The sequence below is a fragment of the Acinetobacter sp. 1207_04 genome, assembly GCF_052850415.1.
The window spans coordinates 135,705-158,681 of the sequence record NZ_VXCQ01000001.1; the positions used below are offsets into that span (position 1 = coordinate 135,705).

The 22,977-nt window shown below is 39.8% G+C and carries 19 protein-coding genes; 12 read left to right on the forward strand and 7 right to left on the reverse strand.

Annotated elements, in window-relative coordinates; translation table 11 throughout:
• Positions 1–150 precede the first annotated feature (150 nt).
• From FW754_RS00595 to FW754_RS00645, 11 genes are all read left to right on the forward strand, one after another.
• Complete coding sequence (locus FW754_RS00595; RefSeq protein ID WP_409509883.1) at positions 151–1,209, forward strand: pilus assembly protein PilM; 1,059 nt, start codon at positions 151–153, stop codon at positions 1,207–1,209.
• A complete protein-coding gene (locus tag FW754_RS00600) occupies positions 1,209–1,859 on the forward strand; it encodes a PilN domain-containing protein (protein WP_409509884.1) in 651 nt (216 codons plus the stop codon). The genes FW754_RS00595 and FW754_RS00600 overlap by 1 nt, the downstream gene beginning before the upstream one ends.
• Entirely contained in the window at positions 1,856–2,578 is a 723-nt protein-coding gene (locus FW754_RS00605) for a type 4a pilus biogenesis protein PilO (protein WP_409509885.1), read from the forward strand. Before FW754_RS00600 ends, FW754_RS00605 begins: the two co-directional genes overlap by 4 nt.
• Positions 2,578–3,105: a pilus assembly protein PilP gene (locus FW754_RS00610; RefSeq protein WP_419345803.1), complete on the forward strand. Its 528-nt coding sequence runs from the start codon at positions 2,578–2,580 to the stop codon at positions 3,103–3,105. The genes FW754_RS00605 and FW754_RS00610 overlap by 1 nt, the downstream gene beginning before the upstream one ends.
• 20 nt (positions 3,106–3,125) lie before the next feature.
• Positions 3,126–5,309, forward strand: a complete 2,184-nt coding sequence (gene pilQ / locus FW754_RS00615) for a type IV pilus secretin PilQ (RefSeq protein ID WP_419345804.1) — start codon at positions 3,126–3,128, stop codon at positions 5,307–5,309.
• 36 nt (positions 5,310–5,345) lie between these two features.
• Entirely contained in the window at positions 5,346–5,897 is a 552-nt protein-coding gene (gene aroK / locus FW754_RS00620; RefSeq protein WP_409509888.1) for a shikimate kinase AroK, read from the forward strand.
• 11 nt (positions 5,898–5,908) lie between these two features.
• Positions 5,909–6,988, forward strand: coding sequence for a 3-dehydroquinate synthase (gene aroB, locus FW754_RS00625; RefSeq protein ID WP_419345805.1), 1,080 nt, complete (start codon positions 5,909–5,911; stop codon positions 6,986–6,988).
• A gap of 18 nt (positions 6,989–7,006) precedes the next feature.
• On the forward strand, positions 7,007–7,885 hold the full coding sequence (locus FW754_RS00630) for a hypothetical protein (protein ID WP_419345806.1): 879 nt from the start codon (positions 7,007–7,009) through the stop codon (positions 7,883–7,885).
• A 427-nt stretch (positions 7,886–8,312) separates the two neighbouring features.
• On the forward strand, positions 8,313–12,788 hold the full coding sequence (gltB, locus tag FW754_RS00635; protein WP_446323579.1) for a glutamate synthase large subunit: 4,476 nt from the start codon (positions 8,313–8,315) through the stop codon (positions 12,786–12,788).
• A gap of 91 nt (positions 12,789–12,879) precedes the next feature.
• Entirely contained in the window at positions 12,880–14,301 is a 1,422-nt protein-coding gene (locus tag FW754_RS00640; protein WP_409509892.1) for an FAD-dependent oxidoreductase, read from the forward strand.
• Between the two features lie 303 nt (positions 14,302–14,604).
• A complete protein-coding gene (locus FW754_RS00645) occupies positions 14,605–15,498 on the forward strand; it encodes a metal-dependent hydrolase (protein WP_446323580.1) in 894 nt (297 codons plus the stop codon).
• 78 nt (positions 15,499–15,576) lie between these two features.
• Here FW754_RS00645 and FW754_RS00650 read toward each other — a convergent pair whose 3' ends face one another.
• The 7 genes from FW754_RS00650 to FW754_RS00680 all read right to left on the reverse strand — a co-directional run bounded on the left by FW754_RS00650 (position 15,577) and on the right by FW754_RS00680 (position 22,525).
• Entirely contained in the window at positions 15,577–16,191 is a 615-nt protein-coding gene (locus tag FW754_RS00650) for a riboflavin synthase subunit alpha (RefSeq protein ID WP_409509894.1), read from the reverse strand.
• 114 nt (positions 16,192–16,305) lie between these two features.
• On the reverse strand, positions 16,306–16,689 hold the full coding sequence (locus FW754_RS00655) for a Na+/H+ antiporter subunit G (RefSeq protein WP_409509895.1): 384 nt from the start codon (positions 16,687–16,689) through the stop codon (positions 16,306–16,308).
• 22 nt (positions 16,690–16,711) lie between these two features.
• Positions 16,712–16,987 carry a monovalent cation/H+ antiporter subunit F gene (locus tag FW754_RS00660; RefSeq protein WP_409509896.1) on the reverse strand — a complete coding sequence of 92 codons (276 nt, stop codon included), beginning with the start codon at positions 16,985–16,987 and terminating at the stop codon, positions 16,712–16,714.
• Positions 16,984–17,511 carry a Na+/H+ antiporter subunit E gene (locus FW754_RS00665; RefSeq protein ID WP_446323581.1) on the reverse strand — a complete coding sequence of 176 codons (528 nt, stop codon included), beginning with the start codon at positions 17,509–17,511 and terminating at the stop codon, positions 16,984–16,986. Before FW754_RS00665 ends, FW754_RS00660 begins: the two co-directional genes overlap by 4 nt.
• A complete protein-coding gene (locus FW754_RS00670) occupies positions 17,512–19,320 on the reverse strand; it encodes a monovalent cation/H+ antiporter subunit D (protein WP_446323582.1) in 1,809 nt (602 codons plus the stop codon).
• Positions 19,320–19,685 (reverse strand): Na+/H+ antiporter subunit C, encoded by a 366-nt coding sequence (locus FW754_RS00675; RefSeq protein WP_409509899.1) that lies wholly within the window; start codon positions 19,683–19,685, stop codon positions 19,320–19,322. Before FW754_RS00675 ends, FW754_RS00670 begins: the two co-directional genes overlap by 1 nt.
• 2 nt (positions 19,686–19,687) lie before the next feature.
• On the reverse strand, positions 19,688–22,525 hold the full coding sequence (locus FW754_RS00680; RefSeq protein ID WP_409510010.1) for a monovalent cation/H+ antiporter subunit A: 2,838 nt from the start codon (positions 22,523–22,525) through the stop codon (positions 19,688–19,690).
• A gap of 8 nt (positions 22,526–22,533) precedes the next feature.
• On the opposite strand from FW754_RS00680, the gene FW754_RS00685 reads away from it, so the two are divergent.
• Positions 22,534–22,710 (forward strand): hypothetical protein, encoded by a 177-nt coding sequence (locus FW754_RS00685; protein ID WP_409509900.1) that lies wholly within the window; start codon positions 22,534–22,536, stop codon positions 22,708–22,710.
• Positions 22,711–22,977 lie beyond the last annotated feature (267 nt).

Below are 22,977 nucleotides of genomic sequence, written 5' to 3' on the forward strand. Positions count from 1 at the left end.
AATAAGAGCTAATGGCAAACTAATTGACGGTCAGTATAGCTTTTCATTTGGCGGATTGTTAGATGAGATATTGTATCTGTTAAAAAATTAAGACCAGCTGTATTTTAGTTTGTATGTAGTTGGGGATAAAAAAATAATAGGAATTGTATCGTGCTTAGACTATATCGTAAGCCAAATAAGGGGTTAGCAGGGGTGGATATTAGTTCTACTTCTGTAAAGATATTGGAACTGTCTGTTAAAAACGGTCGTTATTGGGTTGAAAGTTATGGATTAAGTCCATTACAGGAAGGGAGTGTCGTTGAAAAAGGCATTCTCAATCCAGAATCTGTTGCAGATGCAATAGAGCGCGCGGTGAATATTGCAAATCCGCAATCACAGAATGTTGCGCTTGCTGTTCCTACATCAATGGTGATTAATAAAGTCATTGAGATGGATGCAGATATGAACGATGAAGAACGTGAAGTTCAGATTCGTATGGATGCAGAGCAGTATATTCCTTTTCCACTTGATGAAGTCAGTCTTGATTTTGAAGTGTTACCCGATCGTCTTGCAAACCCGAATCGGGTCAACGTGTTGCTTGTCGCAACACGCACAGAAAATATAGATACTCGACTCGAAGTGATCGAAATTGCAGGTTTGACACCAAAAATTGCTGATGTTGAAAGCTATGCACTTGAACGTGCATTTGATGTGTTTTCAGATACATTGCCTATTGGTGTAAATATGGTCGGTATTCTCGATATTGGTCATACCATGACGACATTGTCTGTCATGCAAAATGGGAAAATTATCTATACGCGTGAGCAAGTCTTTGGTGGTAAACAACTGACTCAAGATGTGCAGAACCGTTATGGCTTGTCATATGATGAAGCAGGGCGTGCGAAAAAAGATCGTACATTGCCTGATGACTATGAAACGGAAGTATTGAATCCATTTTTAGAAGCTGTAGTACAACAAGCAGCACGTTCATTACAATTCTTTTTCTCATCATCTCAATTTAACGAGATTGACCACATTTTGCTGGCAGGGGGGAATGCAAATATTCCTGGTTTATCCAAATTATTACAACAAAAACTAGGTTATCGAGTCACTGTTGCAAATCCATTTTTGCAGATGGGGTTCTCACCACAGATCGACCTGAAAAAAATAGAAAATGATGCGCCATCATTAATGGTTGCATGCGGTTTGGCATTGAGGAGTTTTGATTAATGGCAAAGATTAACTTACTCCCTTGGCGTGATGAGCTGAGAGAACAGCGTAAGAAACAATTTATTGCAATGTGCGTTGGGGTGGCAATTTTAGGCTTGGTTGCAGTGATGTTGGCTTGGTTATATTTTGATCATAAACTCAATGATCAGGAACAAGCAAATCAGCTTATTACAAGCACCAATCAAACGCTTGATAGCCAATTAAAAACATTAGATGGTATGCAAGAACGTCGTAATGCCATTATTGAGCGCATGAAACTGATTCAAGGACTTGAAAGTCAGCGACCTGTCACAGTTCATTTAATTGATGAATTGGTACGTGTTGTGCCATCAAGTATGTATATTACAAAGTTCAATCGTACAGGTGATAAGTTTACGATCGAAGGGCGTGCAGAAAGTCCAAATACAGTAGCTGAATTACTTCGTGGTATGGAAGCATCACCATGGTTTAGAAATGCATTTATGAATTCATTCCTAGCAGCAGAAGAAAATAAAAATAAAGACACAAGTTCAATTGTTCCACGAGTTGAAGAAACTTATGGAAGTTTTGTTGTTACTGCTGATCTTGGTGAAGCTGGGACTCAAGCCGATGCAGATCAGGGTGCAAGTGCTGCGGTTGCAACAACAGCGAATGCGGGAGGTGCACAATGAGTCGTGATGAATTAAATGAAGTGTCTCTAGATAAAGATGGACCAAAAAAGAAAAAAATGACAGTTGAAAAATTCTTTCAACAATTTAATACACTTGATATGAATAATTTTGGTAGTTGGCCTTGGTCCGTCAAAATTACCTGTTGGATATTTTTATTCTTTGTTGTTTGCGCATTGGGGTATTTCTTGGCAATCAAATCGAAGTTAGAGTCGATTGATGGTGCGCGTAACCAAGAGCAAACTTTGCTGAATGAGTTTAAGGAAAAAGATTCTAAATTACGTAACTTACAGCAGCTTCAAACGCAGTTACAGCAAATGGAAGCCAATTTTACGCAACAATTGCAACAATTGCCGAAAGAAACTGAAATACCAGGATTAGTTGAAGATATTAACGTTGCTGGCGTGGGTTCAGGGCTTAAATTTAAAAATATTCGTCTTGAAAATGAAGTAAAACAAGAGTTCTTTATTGAACAGCCTATTTCAATTCAAGCAACAGGTGATTACCACTCATTTGGTAATTTTGTCAGCAGTATTGCAGCATTACCACGTATTGTGACTATGCACGACTTTACCGTGACGGCTGCGCCACCATCAGATAAAAAATCAGATATTCCATTGGTTGACTATACGTTGAATGCAAAGACATACCGTTATATTGGTACGGATGATAATGCAGGCTCTAGTCAAGCACCTGCGGTTCAGCCAGGAGGGCAACAATAATGAAAACAATTAAAATTGCCTGCGGTCTTGCGATAGGATTGATTTTATCAGGCTGTGATTCACGTATGGATGCAGTGACTCAAGCAATGGCAGATATTCGTAGCCAAGAGCCTTTACCGATTGAACCAGCACCAGTTTTTGAGCCGATTGCAAGTTTTAACTATAGTGCTCAACAATTGCGCAGTCCGGTTTTACCAAATTCACTTGCCAATGAATTGAAAATCATGTCAGGTAAGCGTGTTTATCCAAACTTCTCACGTCCACCACAACCCCTTGAAAGTTATGCGATTGAATCATTGAATATGAAGGGTAGCATGAAGGGTGTAACAGGTCAGATCATTGCATTGATTCAAACGCCAGATGGTGAAGTTGAACGTGTACAACGTGGTAGCTATATCGGGATGAATCAAGGACGTATTATTGATATTACGCCAACACGTATTGATTTACTTGAAATTGTACCAGATGGCAGGGATGGTTATATCGAAAGACCGCGGAGTCTTGTACTTCTTGGGCCTGCAGATTGAGATTAGATTAAGGAATAAAAATGAAAAATAGTGTAAAAAATTTATTCGTTGGGGATGGCACATTTATGAATAGCAGTCTTCGTCAGTTTTCAATGGCGGCGGTATCAATGGCAATCATGCAAGTTGCATCTGCACAAATCACCATGACTAATGTTGTGCCAATGCAGGTTCCTGGTCAAGGGACGGAAATTCGTGTGATGTTTAATGGCTTGCCACCACAGCCACAAGCCTATGAATTGGAGAATCCATCTCGATTGGTTCTTGACTTTAACGATGCGAAACAAACTTTAAATCAAACGAATGTGCCTGTTGCGACCAATGAAGCAAGCTCTGTTGAAGTCACTTCAGATGAGAAGCGCGCACGGTTAACGGTTAATTTAAATAATAAAAGTGCATTTACAACGCGTGTTGAAGGCAATACCTTTATTTTAAAAGTCAATAATTCAGCTCAAGTCGGTAGCAATACAGCCTTGCCTGAACTTGGACCAAGTGCTGTGTCACAACAACAAGGCATTGCTGATATTGGTTTTCAACGTGGCAAATCTGGTGAGGGGCAGGTGGGTATTAGCTTATTAGGAGCAAATACACCTGTAGATGTCCAGCAACAAGGCAGTAAAGTCGTTGTTCGCTTGTTAGGAAATCGTATTCCTGCACATCTGATTCGCCGTATGAATGTCAATGATTTTGCAACGCCGGTATCTGTAATCGATGCTTATAATGATGGTGCAAATGGTGTCATTACTATTCAATCATCGGGTAGCTATGAGTACATGGCTTATCAGGCGGAAAATAAACTGACTGTGAGCTTAAAACGTCCTGAAGAGAAGAAAAGTCCGCAAAGCTTACAATCTCCAAATAACTATACAGGTAAAAAAATCTCTCTTGATTTCCAAGATATTGAAGTACGTCGAGTTCTACAGTTGCTTGCAGACTTTACGGGAATCAATATGGTTGCTGCAGATACGGTACAGGGCAATATTACTTTACGATTAAAAGATGTTCCTTGGGATCAAGCGCTTGATATTATTCTCAAAACGAAAAATTTAGATAAACGTCGTAATGGTAGCGTGATTTGGATTGCACCTGTTGCAGAATTAATTAAATCTGAGGATGAGGAAGCGAAAGCAATTGCACAAAGCATTAAACTTGCGCCAATTCAAACTGAGTATATTCAGTTGAGTTATGCAAAAGTTGCAGATGTATTGAAATTATTGCAGGATTCTCGTAATGGGAAAAATGCTGGCAATAATAATGGTAATAACAATGCAGACAATCTTGCGCTCGAAAGTTTATTAAGTTCTCGTGGTAGTGTCGTTGCAGATACACGAACCAACACTCTAATTATAAATGACACTTCACAAAATATTGATAAAGTCAGAAAAATGATTGATTTACTTGATGTATCTGTGAAGCAGGTCATGATTGAGGCAAGAATTGTGCGTGCAACGACAGACTTTACCAAGGAAATGGGAGTCAAGTGGGGCATTTTATCTCAAGGTATTACAAAAAATAATGATTTACTTGTTGGTGGTAGCGACACGACACTTTGGGACTTAAAAACACCTGATGATGATGGTAAATATACCATTACACGTCCAGATAATTTAAATGTGGATTTAGGTGTAACAGGTGCGGGTGCAAGTAAAATTGCATTTGGTCTGATTAGTTTGTCAGATTTCATGTTGGATCTTGAGTTATCGGCATTACAAGCCGATGGTTATGGTGAAGTCATTTCGACACCAAAAGTTTTGACTGCAGATAAGCAGAAAGCCAAAGTATCATCAGGTCAACAAATCCCATATCAAACAACCTCGACAGCAGGTGGTGCTGCAACAGCAACAACTGAGTTTAAAGACGCATTGTTGAGTTTAGATGTGACGCCAAGTATTACACCAGATGGTAAGGTGCAGATGGACTTGCTGATTACTAGTGACTCGCCAGCAGGAACAGCGCCGAATGGTGAAATCATTTTAAATAAAAATGAAATTACAACCAATGTACTTGTTGATAATGGTGAAACGGTGGTTTTAGGTGGAATTTTTGAACAGCAAAATTCGAAAACACAAACCAAAGTTCCATTCCTTGGGGATATTCCTTACGTAGGTCGTTTGTTCCGTAAAGATGCAAAAACAGAGAATAAGCGTGAGCTATTAATCTTTGTTACACCAAGAATTGTTAATGACAGTCAAACCAGAAATCATTAATATACTTTCAATGAAAGCAATTCAATAGGTGACTCCTTGCCAAGCAAAGAGTTTAACACCCTACCGAATATTTATTTGGTAGGGCCCATGGGAGCCGGGAAAACTACCGTTGGTCGTCATTTGGCAGATTTACTTGATCGTGATTTTCTAGACAGTGATCATGAAATTGAGCGTAAAACTGGGGCGACCATCCCGTGGATATTTGAAAAAGAGGGTGAACCTGGTTTTAGGTTCAGGGAAACAGCAGTCATTGATGAGCTGACATCGAAAAATAATTTGGTTGTTGCAACGGGTGGTGGTGCTGTAACGCAGCCTGAAAACCGCGAATATCTGCATCAACGCGGAATTGTTATTTATCTTTATACGCCTGTAGAGCTTCAATTACAGCGCACTTATCGTGATAAGAATAGACCATTATTGCAAGTCGAAAATCCTGAGCAAAAATTAAAAGACTTATTACAGCTTAGAGATCCATTTTATCGAGAAGTTGCGCATTATATTATTGAAACTAATCAGGGAGCAGCGCGTGATTTAGCGCAAAGTATTCTCCAACTGATTATTTCCAAAGAATTGACTGATACTCTTTAGTGGCTTACATCATGCAAACGTTATATGTTGAACTTGGCGAACGCCGTTATCCTATTTTTATTGGTAGTCATTTAGACCCACAACAGCTCCTTGGGCCATATATTTTTGGTAAACAAGTGATGATTGTGAGTAATACGACAGTTGAGCCATTATATTTATCACATTATGTATCTGCTATTGAGCAATTAGGTAAAACAGTTAAAACTTGTATTTTACCTGATGGTGAAAAATTCAAAGATATTGAGCATCTTAATTTAATTTTTGATGCTTTGCTTGAAGCGGGTTTTAACCGTGATTGTACCGTATTGGCTTTAGGTGGTGGTGTGATTGGTGATATGTCGGGCTTTGCATCGGCATGTTTTCAGCGTGGCGTATATTTTATTCAGGTGCCAACGACTTTGCTTTCTCAGGTCGATTCCAGTGTTGGTGGGAAAACAGGAATTAATCATCCTTTGGGTAAAAACATGATTGGTGCTTTTCAACAACCTCAAGTGGTTCTTGCTGATATGGCACAGTTAAGCACTTTGCCTGATCGTGAGCTTTCTGCAGGTCTGGCAGAAGTGATTAAATATGCATTATTAGGTGATATTGAATTTCTCGCTTGGCTTGAAGTGCATATGGATGCTTTGGTTGGGCGTGATGCAGATTTACTTGCTGAAGCAGTTTATCGTTCATGTGCTCATAAAGCTCGCATTGTTGCAAATGACGAAAAAGAACAAGGTGAACGTGCTTTACTCAATCTAGGTCATACCTTTGGTCATGCGATTGAATCTTATTTGGGCTATGGCGTATGGTTGCATGGCGAAGCTGTTGCAACTGGTATGGTAATGGCAGCAGATTTGTCACATCGTATGGGCTGGATCAGTCAAGCTGATTTGGAGCGTACAAAAAATATCATTCAACGTGCACATTTACCTGTAGCATGTCCGCAGATTCCGCTAGATGAATTCCTTGCATATATGGCACACGATAAAAAAGTGCTTGATGGTCAATTGCGCTTAGTTTTAATGAAGCAATTGGGGCGGGCAATTATTACGCGTGAGTTTGATGTAGAGCAGATGAAGCAAGCGATTCTTGCAAATCAACACTGAACAAATTAAGGCATTCACATGGCAACAAAGCGTATTCACTGGGAAAGTATTCGGCAATATATTTGGCTGATCAGTGGTTTAGCTTGTCTATTGACTGCCTTTATTTTTTGGGTTGTCACAGATACAGATCAGTTGGTTGAGATGGATCGTCCAATTGAAGATACTCAAGTGCAAATTCAGCCTGAAAAAGTGGCAGCGAGCATTCATTTGGGAAGTTTGCAAGATGAAGTCCGTCCGCTAGAAATGACGACACGTGTGGTTGTATCTGGTGATCATACCGTTGAATTTCGTGGCACGAAATTTATTCAAGACAATAAGAAAAATTTTAGTATTGAATTGTTTAAAGCCAATGAGGAAGATGTGATTTCAGGTTTTATTCGTAAACAGGCAGATAGAAAGAATCTTTTCTATTTTCGTTTAAGTGGTGACAATCAAGCTGAGCAATATGTTGCTAACTACGGTGTATTTAAAACTGAGGCTGAAGCCAATACACAACTACAACAATTACAATTGGGTTTACCTGCATCTGTAAAGCCTAAAGTGATTAAGTTGGGGCAGTATACAGATTTAGTGAATGACTTGGGTTTTGATGAAACACAAGGTGGCAATAAACTATATGAAGTGAAGTTGAAATCTGCACCTATTCCAATTATTGATGAGACACTGATTGTACGACCTAAACCAGTAACGCTACCATCAGGTTCAACAAGTGGCTCATCGACAACAACAGGTGTGCCAACGACAAAAACGACAATTACACGCAAAGATCAAAGTGGTAATGTGATTGGGGTTGAGCAGTCACATTCAGCGGTTGAACAGCCGAAACCCAAGCCAAAAGAACAATTACCTGTAGAGAAAAAAGTAGCTTCACAAGAAATGAGTGATCCATTTAACTAAAAAGTTCTAAAATGGAGCGGTTAATTTTTTTTAAATATTTATTGCACGTAAATGGTGCATTTTATAGACTTAAAATAGAGCAACACTTAAAGTTATCATTAAAATAAAGTGTATTTTAGGGCTTGGGTGAGTTCTTATAATAATTGGCATATATTTTGCTTTATTGGTGCACTAATTGAGTTAATTGTCCCTGTTTTGGCGCGAAACGATCCAATTAGTGTGCGATTTTAATCCGCTACATCGCTTTAAAAAAGTGCAAAACTATTCGTAAAAGGTTTGTTACAAAAGCATAAGTAGCGGGTTATATAATGACGTTAAAATGACCGATGTCAGCTAAATTGAAATGTTTCATAAAAATCGCAAAGTTATAATTCGTTTGTTTTTTGCCCGATAGGGCCCATGTTGAAAAGAAGGGTACGCTATGCACATGCCATCGCCTAATTCTGTAGCTCCCGCTCAAGGTTTATATCAACCTGATGAGTTTAAAGATAACTGTGGTTTCGGTTTAATCGCCCATATGCAGGGTGATGCAAGCCATGACTTAGTCAAGACCGCGATTCATAGTTTAAGTTGTATGACCCACCGTGGTGGTATTGCCGCAGATGGCAAAACTGGTGATGGTTGTGGTTTACTTTTGGCAATGCCAAAGCAATTTTTCCGTGAAGAAGCAAAACGCTTAAGTGACATTACACTGAGTGAAGTATTTGCCGTCGGTAGTGTATTTTTAAGTCTTGACCCTGCAATTGCAGCGTATGCAAAACAAGTATTAACCAAAGAAATTGAAGATGAAGGTTGCCGTGTGATTGCATGGCGTGTGATTCCGACCAATGTTGATATTTTAGGTCGTATAGCTTTACAGTCTATGCCTGCATTTGAACAGATTATTGTTAACTGCCCAATGGGTGTAACTGAAGTTGAGTTTAACCGTAAATTGTTTATGGCACGTCGTCGTGCTGAACAAAAGTTAAGTCAAGATTCATCATTTTATGTCACGACTTTATGTTCAACTGTAATTAGCTATAAGGGTTTGATGTTGCCTGAAGCGATTGCAGACTTCTATACAGATTTAGCTGATCCACGTTTAGAATCACATATTGTGGTATTTCATCAACGTTTCTCGACTAACACATTGCCACGTTGGCCATTGGCTCAGCCATTTCGTTATTTGGCGCACAATGGTGAAATTAATACGATTACAGCGAACCGTAATTGGGCTGTTGCACGTACACCAAAATTTGAAAATCCATTATTACCAGGTCTTACCGATTTAGATCCAATCGTTAACCGTACAGGCTCGGATTCTTCAAGCATGGATAATATGCTTGAAATCTTAGTCGGTGGCGGTATGGACTTGTTCCGTGCGCTACGCATGTTAATTCCACCTGCTTGGCAGAACGTTGAAACGCTTGATGCAGATTTACGTGCGTTCTATGAGTTTAACTCTAAACATATGGAAGCATGGGATGGTCCTGCAGGTTTAGTGATTCAAGATGGTCGTCATGCCATTTGTATGCTTGACCGTAATGGCTTACGTCCTGCACGTTGGGTGATTACCAAAAATGGTTACATCACACTTGCATCGGAAATTGGTGTATGGGGTTATAAGCCTGAAGATGTGATCTCGAAAGGGCGTGTAGGTCCAGGTCAAATTCTCGTGATCGATACCCATACAGGAAAAATGCTCGACACCAAAGATGTCAGCAATCACCTGAAAAAAATGCGCCCATATCGTCAATGGTTACGTGAAAATTCTGTGCGTATCCAAGGTAGCCCTGAGTTAGAAGAATATTTATGTGAACAAGGCTTAAAAGGTGATGACCTTAAGGCCGCACAAAAAATGTTCTTGGTAACTTTTGAAGAGCGTGATCAATTGCTTCGCCCAATCGCTGAAAGCGGTCAGGAGGCTGTTGGTTCAATGGGTGATGATACGCCAATGGCAGTATTGTCTCGCCAAGTACGTCATGTGAGTGATTATTTCCGTCAACAATTTGCCCAAGTGACAAACCCACCAATCGATCCATTGCGTGAATCTATCGTAATGTCATTGGAAACGTGTTTTGGTCGGGAGCAAAATGTTTTTGAACAAGGTCCTGAACATGCGGATCGTTTAATTGTTTCAAGTCCTGTACTTTCAAACTCTAAAATGCACCAAATTCGTACATTGGGTCGTAAAGGTTATGAAATTTCCGATATCGATTTGAACTATGCGGAAACTGAAGGTCTTGAAGCTGCAATTGCACGTATTTGTGAAGAAGCGGCACAAGCGATTCGTGATGGCAAAACATTGTTGGTCATTTCAGATCGTAAAATTCGTCAAGGTTATTTACCTGCAAACTCAGCAATGGTCACAGGTGCAATTCATCATCATTTAATGAAGGTCGGTTTGCGTACCGATGCCAATATTGTCGTTGAGACTGCACTTGCACGAGATGCGCATCAATTTGCAGTGATCTTAGGTTTTGGTGCAACTGCAATTTATCCATATCTTGCGTATGACGTGATCAATGATTTGATTGCTAAAGGTGAGTTGTTGGGTGATCCAATTCATGCACAAGCGAACTTCCGTAAAGGGATTGAAAAAGGCTTATTGAAAGTTCTCTCTAAAATGGGGATTTCAACGGTTGCATCGTATCGTGGCGGTCAGTTGTTTGAAGCTGTCGGTTTGTCTGATGAAGTGGTTGCAAAATGCTTTACAGGCGTACCAAGCCGTATTAAAGGTGCGACATTTACAGACCTTGAAAACGATTTGAAAAAATTGGCAGATTTGGCGTGGAAAGCACGTAAGCCAATTGAGCAAGGTGGTTTACTAAAATTTGTATTCGACAAGGAATACCACGCATTCAACCCTGATGTGATCAATGCATTACATAAATCTGTGCGTTCAGGTAATTATGCGGACTTTAAAGAATACGCAGAGCTTGTCAATACACGTCCGATTGCTACGATTCGTGATTTATTGAAACTAAAAACTGAAAATTCCATTCCTTTAGAAGCAGTTGAAGCGGTTTCAGAAATTTTGCCACGTTTTGACTCTGCAGGTATGTCATTAGGTGCATTGTCACCCGAAGCACATGAAGCCATTGCCATTGCCATGAACACCATTGGTGGTCGTTCAAACTCTGGTGAGGGTGGTGAAGATCCAGCACGTTACGGCACAATTCGTAACTCGAAAATCAAACAAATTGCATCGGGTCGCTTTGGTGTAACGCCTGCTTACTTAAGATCTGCAGAAGTTTTACAGATTAAAGTGGCACAAGGTGCAAAACCGGGTGAAGGTGGTCAGTTACCGGGTGGTAAAGTGAATGGCTTAATTGCACGTTTACGTTATTCAGTACCAGGTGTGACCTTGATTTCACCTCCACCACACCATGACATTTACTCAATCGAAGATTTATCACAATTGATCTTTGACTTGAAGCAAGTCAATCCTGATGCAATGGTTTCTGTAAAATTAGTTTCAGAGCCAGGCGTAGGTACAATTGCGGCTGGTGTTGCGAAAGCTTATGCCGACTTCATTACCATTTCAGGTTATGACGGTGGTACAGCTGCTTCACCATTGTCTTCAATTCACCATGCAGGTTCACCTTGGGAATTGGGTCTTGCAGAAGCGCACCAAGCGCTTCGTGTGAATGATTTACGTGGCAAAGTTCGTGTACAAACCGATGGCGGTTTAAAAACAGGTTTGGATGTGGTTAAAGCTGCGATTTTGGGTGCTGAAAGCTTCGGTTTCGGTTCGACACCAATGATTGCTTTAGGTTGTAAATACTTGCGTATTTGCCATTTAAATAACTGTGCGACAGGTGTTGCGACTCAACAAGATCATTTACGTCAGGAACACTATATCGGTGAACCTGAAATGCTGATCAATTTCTTCCACTTCATTGCAGAAGAAACACGTGAATGGTTAGCAGCATTGGGTATTGCATCATTGAAAGACTTGATTGGTCGTACTGATCTACTTGAAATGTTACCGGGTGAAACTGAAAAACATGCACATCTCGATTTAAGTGCATTGTTAACATCACATCCATCTGCGGAAGGTAAAGCACAATATTGCGAAGTTCAAGGTAATGCACCATTTGATAAAGGTGTATTGGCTGAGAAAATGATTGCAGAGATGCTTCCTGCAATTGACGCTGGTACTGGCGGTGAATATCACTTCACAACCGTAAACTGTGACCGTTCAATTGGCGCACGTATTTCAGGTGAAATTGCCAAACGTTATGGTAACTTGAGCATGGAAGCACATCCTGTAAAAATGAATCTGAAAGGTACAGCAGGACAGTCTTTAGGTGTTTGGAATGCTGGTGGTTTGCATATCAGTCTTGAAGGCGATGCGAATGACTATGTAGGTAAAGGTATGGCGGGTGGTCGTGTGTCGATTTTCCCACCAAAAGGTTCACCATTCCAAACACAAGAAACAGCAATCATTGGTAATACTTGTCTTTACGGTGCAACAGGCGGTAAATTATTTGCAGCAGGTACGGCAGGCGAGCGTTTCGCAGTACGTAACTCAGGTGCATTTGCGGTGATTGAAGGTGCAGGTGACCATTGTTGTGAATACATGACAGGCGGTATTGTGACTGTACTCGGTAAAGTTGGACATAACTTCGGTGCAGGTATGACGGGTGGTTTTGCTTATGTACTTGACTTAGATAATGACTTCGTAGATTACTATAATCACGAATTGATTGAATTGAACCGTATTTCAACAGAGCCGATGGAAGAACATCAAGAGTTCTTACTTCGTATTTTAGATGAACATATTGCAGAAACAGGTAGTGCTTGGGCGTATAAGATCCGCAATGAGTTTGATTTCTATAGTCGTAAATTCTGGCTCGTGAAACCAAAAGCAGCTAATTTACAAACGCTTTTGAAAACAACTCAAGCCGATCCACAATAATTCCACTACTCATATTTTAGGTAGGTGTGGGTAACTTTGCAGATATACACAGGTATATGAAGTTATCCATATCCAACCCACGGAGAGAGACATGGCTGAACGCCTGAATAATGACTTTCAATTTTTGGATGTAGCACGCCAAGATCCAGAAAAAAAAGATATTGATGTCCGCAAAGCAGAGTTTGTGGAAATTTATAAGCCTTTTACAGCAGAAGTGGCGGCAAATCAGACCCACCGTTGTTTAGGTTGTGGTAATCCTTACTGTGAATGGAAATGTCCAGTACATAACTACATTCCAAATTGGTTAAAGTTGATTGCGGAAGGTCGTATTTTCCAAGCAGCGGAACTGTGCCATCAAACTAATACTTTGCCTGAAGTGTGTGGTCGTGTATGTCCACAAGACCGTTTATGTGAAGGTGCTTGTACCCTAAATGATGGTTTTGGCGCCGTTACCATTGGTAATGCTGAAAAATATATTAATGATACAGCCTTTGCTTTAGGTTGGCGTCCAGATATGTCCAATGTGAAATGGACAGACAAAAAAGTGGCGATCATTGGTGCAGGTCCTGCAGGTTTAGGTTGTGCAGATATTCTTGTGCGTAATGGTGTGAAGCCTGTTGTATTTGATAAACGCCCTGAAATCGGTGGCTTGCTGACTTTTGGTATTCCTGAATTCAAAATGGAAAAAGACGTAATGAAACGTCGCCGTGAAATTTTCACAGGTATGGGCGTTGAATTCCGTTTGAATGTTGAAATTGGTACAGATATCACCATTGACCAACTTCTTGCAGATTATGATGCTGTGTTCATGGGTATGGGAACATATACCTACATGAAAGGTGGTTTTGCAGGTGAGGATCTTGATGGCGTAGTAGATGCGCTTGATTTCCTCATTGCGAATGTTAACCGTACGCAAGGTTGGGAAAAAGATCCATCGGAATATATTAGTGTTGAAGGTAAAAAGGTGATCGTTCTTGGCGGTGGTGATACTGCAATGGACTGTAACCGTACTTCAATCCGTCAGGGTGCTGAGTCTGTAACATGTGCTTATCGCCGTGATGAAGAGAATATGCCTGGTTCACGTCGTGAAGTGAAGAATGCACGTGAAGAAGGCGTTGAATTTCAATTTAATCGTCAACCAATTGAAATTGTCGGTGAAAATGGCAAAGTGACAGGCGTTAAGTTTGTGACAACTCAATTGAGTCAACCTGATATTCGTGGTCGCCGTAGTCCTGAGCCAATTCCTGGATCTGAAGAAATTTTACCTGCAGATTCAGTCTTATTGGCATTTGGTTTCCGTACAAGTCCTGCTGATTGGTTTGCAGATGTAAATATTGGTTTAGATGGTTCAGGGCGCGTACTTGCAGCTGAAAAACAACAGTATAAATTCCAAACCTCAAACCCGAAAATTTTTGCGGGTGGTGATATGGTTCGTGGTTCTGACCTTGTTGTCACAGCAATTTGGGAAGGTCGTGAAGCAGCAGAAGGTATTCTAGATTACCTGGATGTATAAGATGGATTGAGCACGTTAAAAATTTAGAGACCCATTTTCAACGCCTACATTTTATGTAGGCGTTTTTTTATAGGAATAAATGTAAATGATTGACATAATAAGATGTTAATAATTGTCTTTTATTTTGATATATATAGTTGATTTTTAATGTTAAAAACTAATAACTATATTTTTGATTTTTCTGTCTTATTTGACCTTTCTGCCAGATTGGTATTTTTAGTCAATTGATGATTTTTTTAGCAATATACAAATTTATGTTTTCTGCCAATATGGATTAATTCAGACAAAAGTAGGATTATTCTTATGTCAACAGTTATAGCGGCGGAAGAAAAAAAAACATATTTAAATCGTCCTAAGGCTATTGGTATTAAAGTCCGTAAACCGAGTTTTAACCCCAAAGCCATTCGTAGACATTTTTTTGCAAACTCACCTGTGATGTCACATTTGTTGACAGCATTGTCATCGACTTTCCCTATTGGTGAGCAGTTTTTTGTACATAGCGTACGAAATGTACGTGATAAGATTACTGATGAAAAACTGCAAGCACAAATTGCCGCATTTATTGGTCAAGAGGCGATGCATTCCAAAGCACATGCTGAATTTAATGATGCATGGCGCAGAGATGACTATAACTTAGATAGTTTTCAGGCATGGCTCGGGCGCCGTGATGCACTTATTAAAAGTGTGCCACCAAAGTATCAATTGGCAGTGACAGCCGCTTTTGAACATTTTACGGCACTTCTTGGTGGTTATATTTTACGTCATCCTGAGGTACTGAGTACTTTAGATGATGATGCGATCAAACTTTGGGTTTGGCATGCCATTGAAGAAATTGAGCATCGTGCGGTTGCTTTTGATGTCTATCAAACCCTGTATAAAGATGACAAAGTCCGTCGTTCTGTCATGCGTAATGTGACGACAGGTTTTGCAAGTTTAACTTTTTATTCTGCGACACGTTTATTTATGCAGGATTGGAAGAAGAGCGTACCTAAAGTACCTCAAAATCTTTACGGCATTTATATGCTGTCAAAAATGATGATCTCTTTAATCCCTGAGTACCTATCTTATTATAAAGAAGGTTTTCACCCTGATGAAATTGATTACAGTAAAATTGTGGAATATTGGAAGACAAAACTTGCCGATGAGTATGGCATGGAAAGTTTTCAAGAGGATGTCCATGCCCCCATTTATAGTTGATATTGTTTTAAAAAAAAAAGAACAAAGCCAATCATTAAAATTGGCTTTGTGATTTTATTAAGTTCAGAAATTTTACGGTTAACGTGCATGAATACTTTCTAGAGTATCGACCATTGTTCGAGTCATTTGATCAATTTCATAGTTAAGTTTGTCACCTGCTTTTACAGATTTAAATGTTGTTAAGCGTAAAGTTTCAGGAATTAAATCGACTGAAATTTCATGGCTTTCTCTGTCAACTCGATTTACTGTTAGGCTACATCCTTGTAAGCCAATAAAACCTTTTTTGAAGAAGTATTTAATATTGCCATCTGGAATAATAATATCGAGATGTAAGGTTTCACCGTTATGTACGGCATTTTTGATGGTTGCCATTCCTTCGATATGACCAAATAAGTTATGTCCGCCATTTTCCATACCCGCTTTGATTGAACGCTCAATATTGACGGCATTTCCAATTTGTAAAAATTGTAAGGTTGTTAAAGTATTTGAGATTTGAGCAACATCGAATGATACTTGATTGAGTTTTTGATCAAATCCTGTTGCAGTGAGGCATACACCTTCTATTGCAACACTTGCACCAATAAAAACATCACTGAAAAAGTTATTTTTATTTGAAATAAAAAGTGTTGTAAAGTGATTGCCTTGCTGAATGTCATTCACTTTTTCTAAGCCTTGCACAATACCTGTATACATTTTTTTCTCAGAAATTTGCTGATGGATGATTCACTTATACTTTCAGTTGAGGGTGAAGTACAAGCGAATCTCATTATAAAAACAATGATTTTGGGTGTTGTTAGGGCTATATTTTTAAAGGTGATCATCTTTAAAATGTTTAATGGTCTTTTGACGTTGCCATGGCAATGCTCGTTCTAGTGTTTCTGGTACATCGCCTGAAGTTGAACGTAAGCGTAAATGAATCGCAGCTTGTGCAATTAAGTTTGCAGATACAGGTGCGGTAATAAAAGCGAGTAGGGTGATGAGTAATTCTGCAAAGCCGAAACGGCTGTTATAAGCCGAATAAATCATTCCTGCAATGAGAAAACTCCCTAATCCCAATGTACTAGCTTTAGTCGGTGCATGTAGACGCATGAATAAATCGGGAAGTTTAACCATACCTATGCCACCAACCAAGGTGAAAAATGAACCTGTAATTAGAAAAAATGAAACGATAATTTCCATAGCAAGTTGCATAAAGTTCTCCATTTATTCCTGATTAGTCAACGACATGACCAGTAGTGAAATAACGTGCTAACGCTGCGGTTGATACAAAACCAAGCATGGCTACCAATAAAGCACCTTCAAACATATTGGTACTTGTCCAATAAATTCCGAGAATAATCACCAAGCAGGTTGCATTTAAAAATAGGGTATCGAGTGCAAGCAAGCGATCCACGATTGAAGGTCCCATCACAAGTCGAATCAGGCAGAGAAGCATCGAAATCGTGATCATACTGATGCAAATACCAAGTACATAAGGTAGAAATATCATAATTGTTCTTCTCCTTCCTTGACGTTAAAAATTTCAATCAATGGAAGTTCATAGCGTAGTTTAATGGCTTCAATTTCAGCATCAATATCATCACAACTAAGCGCATGAACTAAAATATCGCCACGTTCTTGATCAATACCCGCACTTACTGTCCCTGGTGTGGTCGTAATGATCATTGCAAGAAGTGCATTAACATGCTCATGATCGGTGTCTAAAGGCACACGGAACCATTTTGGGTGTAAGTTTTTTTTTGGACCAAGCACTTGTTTTGCAACACGAATATTGGACAAAATGATGTCCCAAAGTACGACAAAAACTAAATGAATGGCAGGTTTCCAGTGAATATTGGGTGTACGAACAATAAATGGTTGTACAATTTTAGGAATAATTAAGCCGAGCATTATTGCCATAAAAATATCAAAGGCTTCAAAGCTATGCCCAAGCATTAACCAAGATAGACCAACCAGTACCGATACAAATGGATGAGGGAGGACGCGATCAATGAAAGAAAGTTTTTGTTTCATTTACTGCTCCATCGGCTTGAGTTGAGGTTGATCATGATCTTTGCGTTGTTCGGCTTGTTGTTGCTGAATCTGCTGCTGTTTATATTCTGAAATATGTTCACCATTCAGCGTATTTTTTGAAATACTGTATGGAATATAGTGAGCATTTGGATCAGCAACTTCACCACCGTCTTTAGTTTCTGGAATATATTTTGGATCAAAAGGTTGAACACTAATGATCTTTTGATGTTCATCAGATTTCAAAATAAGTTGTTGATAGTGGCTCGCTTTCGTAATTTGCTGTGCAGTCTGTTCAGTATATTTTAAAATTGGTGCTGCACAAGCGACATATAAAATTAAGCCACTGAGCAGTAGGTAGATAGTCCAATCATTACGAACGGGCGCTTGATTTGGCAAATTTTGATAATCGGCATAGGCTTGTTCTGCTGGATTATTTTCTGGTGAAGTTGCTCGCCAAAATAAGACAAAGCCAACCCGAGTAAAAGCAAGAATACTGAGTAAACTTACCAAGAGTACAATACCAATAACCCAACCTTGATATGCGAAATTTGCAGTAGCTTGCAAAATGAGGACTTTACCTAAGAAGCCACTGAATGGCGGAAGTCCTGCCATCATTAAAGCAATAAGGAAGAAGCTTGCAGCAATGATCTTATCTTGCTTCATTTTAGGAGCAATTTTGAGATGATCTTTGAGTGCACCACGTTGTGAAGTAATCCATCCACAGAGCAAATAAAACGATGCTGCAATGATTGTGCTATGTACGAGATAATAGAGACCTGCACTCCATGCGGCTTCATTCATCATTGAGAATGCAACGAGAATCGTTCCAATAGAGGATAAAATCATAAAGCCGACAAAACGACGTAAACGATCGACACCTATTGCTCCAATCACACCATAGAGTGAAGTGATTAAACCAATAATCAACAAGGTATGACTTAAAATACTTTGCCCGAGTTCATCATTAAATACCGTACCATTGACACGTAAGATGGCATAAATACCAACTTTGGTCATAATGGTAAAGAGAGCAGCCACAGGTGTTGCCGCCACCGCATAGGTTTTTGGCAACCAAAAGCCGACAGGAAGCATTGCAGCTTTAATGCCGAATACGACAAAGAGCAATAAGCCACCTGCTGTAGCAAGGCGATGTTGATCATTGGGTAGGGTTGGCAATATACGTCCAACATCTGCCATATTGAGGCTGCCGACACTGCCATAGATCATGCCTAAGCCAATGAGGAATAGTGCAGATGCAAGTAGGTTGATGGTGACGTAGTGAATACCCAATTGAAAGCGTGCTTTGCCTTGCCCATGAAGGAGCAAAACATAAGATGCCATTAATAAAACTTCAAAGAAGACAAAGAGGTTAAATAAATCACCTGTGAGGAATGCACCACACAGTCCCATTAATAAGAAATGGGACATTGCATGGAAATAACGTCCACGTTCATCCCACTCTTTACTTGCAAACCAAAGGATGGGTAGTGCAAGGCTGTAGGTCAGTACAAGCATTAAAGCAGAGAGTTGATCTAGAACTAGAATAATTCCGAAAGGCGCAGTCCATTCACTTAGTTCGTAAATAAAGATTTGCCCTGAGCTTGCTTGTATTAGATAGCTGATTGCTGTTGCAAGTCCCAAAATTGCTGAGATTAAACTGATTCCACGACGCCAAGGTTGTCGCCAATCTTGTGCTAAAGTTCCTGAACCTGGATTGCCAAGTAGAACTAAGGCAAAGGCTGTAAATGCAGGAATGAGAATACTCAAAATAGGGGTATGAGTGTGCCAAAAATCAATCAACATATTCATTAAGGCTCATCCTCACGCGGATCAAAAGTATTCGGCTCCTCTTTAGAGTCAACATGATCTGTACCTGACTCATAACGGCTACGCAGTGCCAATTGAACAATGAATGCAGTAGTTGCAAAGCCAATTACAATTGCAGTTAACACAAGTGCTTGAGGTAAAGGATCTGTCACTTTTTCAGTTTCAACTAAAATTGCAGGTGCATTTTCTTGTAAGCGACCCATCGCAAAAAGAAATAAATTGACTGCATAGCCAATCATCGCAAGTCCTAAAACTACAGGGAAGGTACGAGCACGCAATACAAGATAAACACCTGTTGTCACAAGTAAACCAATTGCGGAAGCGAGTAAAAATTCTAAACTAATCATGATTACTCCTTAAAGACCGGACCGGACATACTTGAGTTGCGTGCATCACTGAGTACAGAAATGAGTAACATGGTTGCACCGACAACCGTGACATAAACACCCAGATCGAAACCTGCGGCAGATGCCAAATGGAATTTTCCAAAAATGTCAGTTTTAACATAAATGTGTGCACTGGTGAGGAATGGACGTGCCCATAACCAAGCGGCAATACCTGTTAAACCTGCAATAAGTAATCCTAGACCGATCCAGACTTCATACAGACGTCCAGATTTAACATTGAGCAATTGTTCGGTTTTGTCTTGTCCTAAAGCAATGTACTGAATCACCAGTGCCATAGAGGTAATGAGCCCTGCAATAAAGCCGCCACCTGGATAATTATGTCCACGCATGAAAATATGTAGACTAACAACAAGTGCAATAGGTAGCACCCAAGATGCCGTCATACGAAACATGAGTGGAGATGGGTTGAAGCGGTAGGTTAGACCTTGAGTCATCGTTGTACCATGTGCTCGCATACCATCCATCATGCACAGTGCACCAATGCCTGCGATTCCAAGTACAGTAATTTCGCCAAAGGTATCGAAACCACGGAAATCGACTAAAATGACGTTGACAATGTTTGAACCACCACCTAGAGGAAGTGCTTGTTGTACAAAGAACCACGAAATTGAATCGTGATCACGGGTTAGAATTAGCCATGTAATCCAACCAATCCCTAGACCTGCCACAATTGAAATAATTGCATCACGCCAACGACGGGTACGACTCGATTCATAAGGCGTAAGTTGAGGCAGTAATGATAAACTCATCAATAACAGTACAGTGGTCACGACATCTACAGTGATTTGAGTTAGTGCCAAATCGGGAGCAGAAAGTAGAATAAAGACCATGGTTACAACTAAGCCAATTGCACCACTAATTAAGACCGCTTTAATGCGTTCATGATGGAACCACAGCATCATCCAACATGCAGTAAAGAGTAGTAACCACAAGACAATGGCTGTGAGTGGGGCACTTGAAAGTTCACGTGTACCGAGGGTTAAACCTTGTCCCCATAGCGGTAATGTCACCATGAAAATACTAAAAACAATAATCAATAAAAGATAGTTCTGTAATGAACCTGTTTCGGTTTTTTGTTTTATTTTTTGAGAAATAAGTAGGAGGTTTTTAAGGAACTTTTCAAAAATCAATTTACCTTGAAATGCACCTAAAGCAGGGTCAAGATCAATTTCACGAATACGTCCACCTTTAGCCAGTGCAAAATAAAAAAGTAGACCACCAATTAAGGCAATACCACTCATCAATAAGGGGGTATTGAAGCCATGCCAAACTGCAAGGTGTACACCTTCAAATGTTGGTAATTGAGCGCTTGCACGTGTTCCTGCATTGACAATATTTTCAACCAATAAAGCAGGAAGAATACCGACTAAAATACATAAAGTAGCAAGGAAAATGGCAGGTGCACGCATACCAATATGAGGTTCATGTGCCTGTTTATTGGGAACTTCTGTACCGATGTCACCATCGAAGAATACGCCGTGTACTAAGCGAGCTGAGTATGCAACAGCAAATAGTCCTGCTAAAGTTGCCACAATAGCAGCAATAACAACATAACCACCTGAAAGGTTTGCCAAAAGTTCAGTAAAGAACATTTCTTTAGACAAGAAACCGTTGGTGAGTGGAACGCCTGCCATTGCAGCAGCAGTGATCATCGTCAATGTTGCGGTAAATGGAAGTAGTTGCCATAAGCCACTAAGTTTACGTAAATCTCGTGTGCCACTTTCATGATCAATAATACCTGCAATCATAAACAGTGCGGCTTTGAACGTTGCATGATTAATGATGTGAAAAATAGCAGCAGCAACGGCTAAAGGTGAACCAATACCCAATAGGCACATAATCAGACCTAAATGACTGATGGTTGAATATGCCAATAAGCCTTTTAAATCTTCTTTGAAAATAGCAAAAAATGCAGCCATGCATAAAGTGAGCAAACCAATAGTAGTCACTAAATTATGAAATAATGCCGAACCGACAAAAATAGGTAAGAGGCGTGCAACTAAGAAAATACCCGCTTTAACCATGGTTGCTGAATGTAAATAAGCAGACACAGGAGTCGGTGCTGCCATAGCATTAGGTAGCCAAAAATGAAAGGGGAACTGCGCACTTTTTGTGAATGCACCCAATAAGATCAGCAATAAAGCAGGGACGAATAGTGAACTATTTTGAATTTGCTCCGCCATTCCAGTGAGTTGATCAATTTGGTAAGTACCAGTGATTTGCCCAAGTAGAATGAAACCACCGAGCATGGCAAGACCGCCCATCCCTGTGATGGTGAGCGCCATACGAGAGCCACGTTGTGCCGCTTCATAATTGCTCCAATACCCCACCAACAGAAAGGATGAAATACTCGTTAACTCCCAAAAAACCAATAAAATAATTAAGTTATTGGATAATGAGATGCCAAGCATTGCCGCCATAAACAGCATGAGCAATGCATAGAGTTTACTGAGAGAATTTTTTGGACTGAGATAATAATAGGCATAAATATAAATCAGCGTGCCAATACCACTGATGAGTAATGCGAAGATTAGACTGAGTGCATCGAGACGAAAGCTAAAATCGATGCCGAGTTGCGGTAACCATTGCCAACTTTGGACAACAGGTATGCCATTAAAAACTTGTCTAGCTTGTAATAGAAGTAGCAAGAAGCTACTTAGGCTGACAGCAATTGCGCCACATGCAGTTAAGCCACGTGAAAATCGTTGCAACCATAAGACAAGTAGAGTGCCTAGGACTAATGGTAGTAAGATGATAATCGGTAACACACGTGTATCCAGTATCGTGAATGGGCCGAAACCTCAGTGAATCTTATCTTCCAAAAACTGCAGGGACTCAAGGAAAGCCCCAAAGCGATGAAACTTTGGAAGCTGAATCTAAAAAATTTGAAGAAACAAGCTGTATTGCACAACTTGATAAAACGATTGTAAAATCAAAATGGATTGAAAAATCTAATTCAAATTGAATTTTTATCTTATTACATGTAGGGAATAACATCAATTTATTTTGTCAGATTTTGCATAATGTCAACATTGTACGGCTAGTTTCACCTAGGTAATGTTGAAAAATACGTCAGAAAATATCTATTTAGATGCTATTTTACAGATCACTTCAATCTGTGAATGAATCTTTTAAATCAGAATTTTAAAGTTCTAGATTCATTATGTGAGAAATACGCGGATTTTGAAAAAAGACCAAATATGCAAATATCGAGTCTTTGGTATTTTTTGAT

What these genes read in the sequence shown, in the direction of transcription:
- FW754_RS00600 (WP_409509884.1), top strand. Translation starts at nt 1,209, where the DNA reads ATGGCAAAGATTAACTTACTCCCTTGGCGTGATGAGCTGAGAGAACAG.
- FW754_RS00605 (WP_409509885.1), top strand. Translation starts at nt 1,856, where the DNA reads ATGAGTCGTGATGAATTAAATGAAGTGTCTCTAGATAAAGATGGACCA.
- FW754_RS00610 (WP_419345803.1), top strand. Translation starts at nt 2,578, where the DNA reads ATGAAAACAATTAAAATTGCCTGCGGTCTTGCGATAGGATTGATTTTA.
- pilQ (WP_419345804.1), top strand. Translation starts at nt 3,126, where the DNA reads ATGAAAAATAGTGTAAAAAATTTATTCGTTGGGGATGGCACATTTATG.
- aroB (WP_419345805.1), top strand. Translation starts at nt 5,909, where the DNA reads ATGCAAACGTTATATGTTGAACTTGGCGAACGCCGTTATCCTATTTTT.
- FW754_RS00630 (WP_419345806.1), top strand. Translation starts at nt 7,007, where the DNA reads ATGGCAACAAAGCGTATTCACTGGGAAAGTATTCGGCAATATATTTGG.
- gltB (WP_446323579.1), top strand. Translation starts at nt 8,313, where the DNA reads ATGCCATCGCCTAATTCTGTAGCTCCCGCTCAAGGTTTATATCAACCT.
- FW754_RS00640 (WP_409509892.1), top strand. Translation starts at nt 12,880, where the DNA reads ATGGCTGAACGCCTGAATAATGACTTTCAATTTTTGGATGTAGCACGC.
- FW754_RS00645 (WP_446323580.1), top strand. Translation starts at nt 14,605, where the DNA reads ATGTCAACAGTTATAGCGGCGGAAGAAAAAAAAACATATTTAAATCGT.
- FW754_RS00650 (WP_409509894.1), bottom strand. Translation starts at nt 16,191, where the DNA reads ATGTATACAGGTATTGTGCAAGGCTTAGAAAAAGTGAATGACATTCAG.
- FW754_RS00655 (WP_409509895.1), bottom strand. Translation starts at nt 16,689, where the DNA reads ATGCAACTTGCTATGGAAATTATCGTTTCATTTTTTCTAATTACAGGT.
- FW754_RS00660 (WP_409509896.1), bottom strand. Translation starts at nt 16,987, where the DNA reads ATGATATTTCTACCTTATGTACTTGGTATTTGCATCAGTATGATCACG.
- FW754_RS00665 (WP_446323581.1), bottom strand. Translation starts at nt 17,511, where the DNA reads ATGAAACAAAAACTTTCTTTCATTGATCGCGTCCTCCCTCATCCATTT.
- FW754_RS00670 (WP_446323582.1), bottom strand. Translation starts at nt 19,320, where the DNA reads ATGAATATGTTGATTGATTTTTGGCACACTCATACCCCTATTTTGAGT.
- FW754_RS00675 (WP_409509899.1), bottom strand. Translation starts at nt 19,685, where the DNA reads ATGATTAGTTTAGAATTTTTACTCGCTTCCGCAATTGGTTTACTTGTG.
- FW754_RS00685 (WP_409509900.1), top strand. Translation starts at nt 22,534, where the DNA reads ATGGGCCGAAACCTCAGTGAATCTTATCTTCCAAAAACTGCAGGGACT.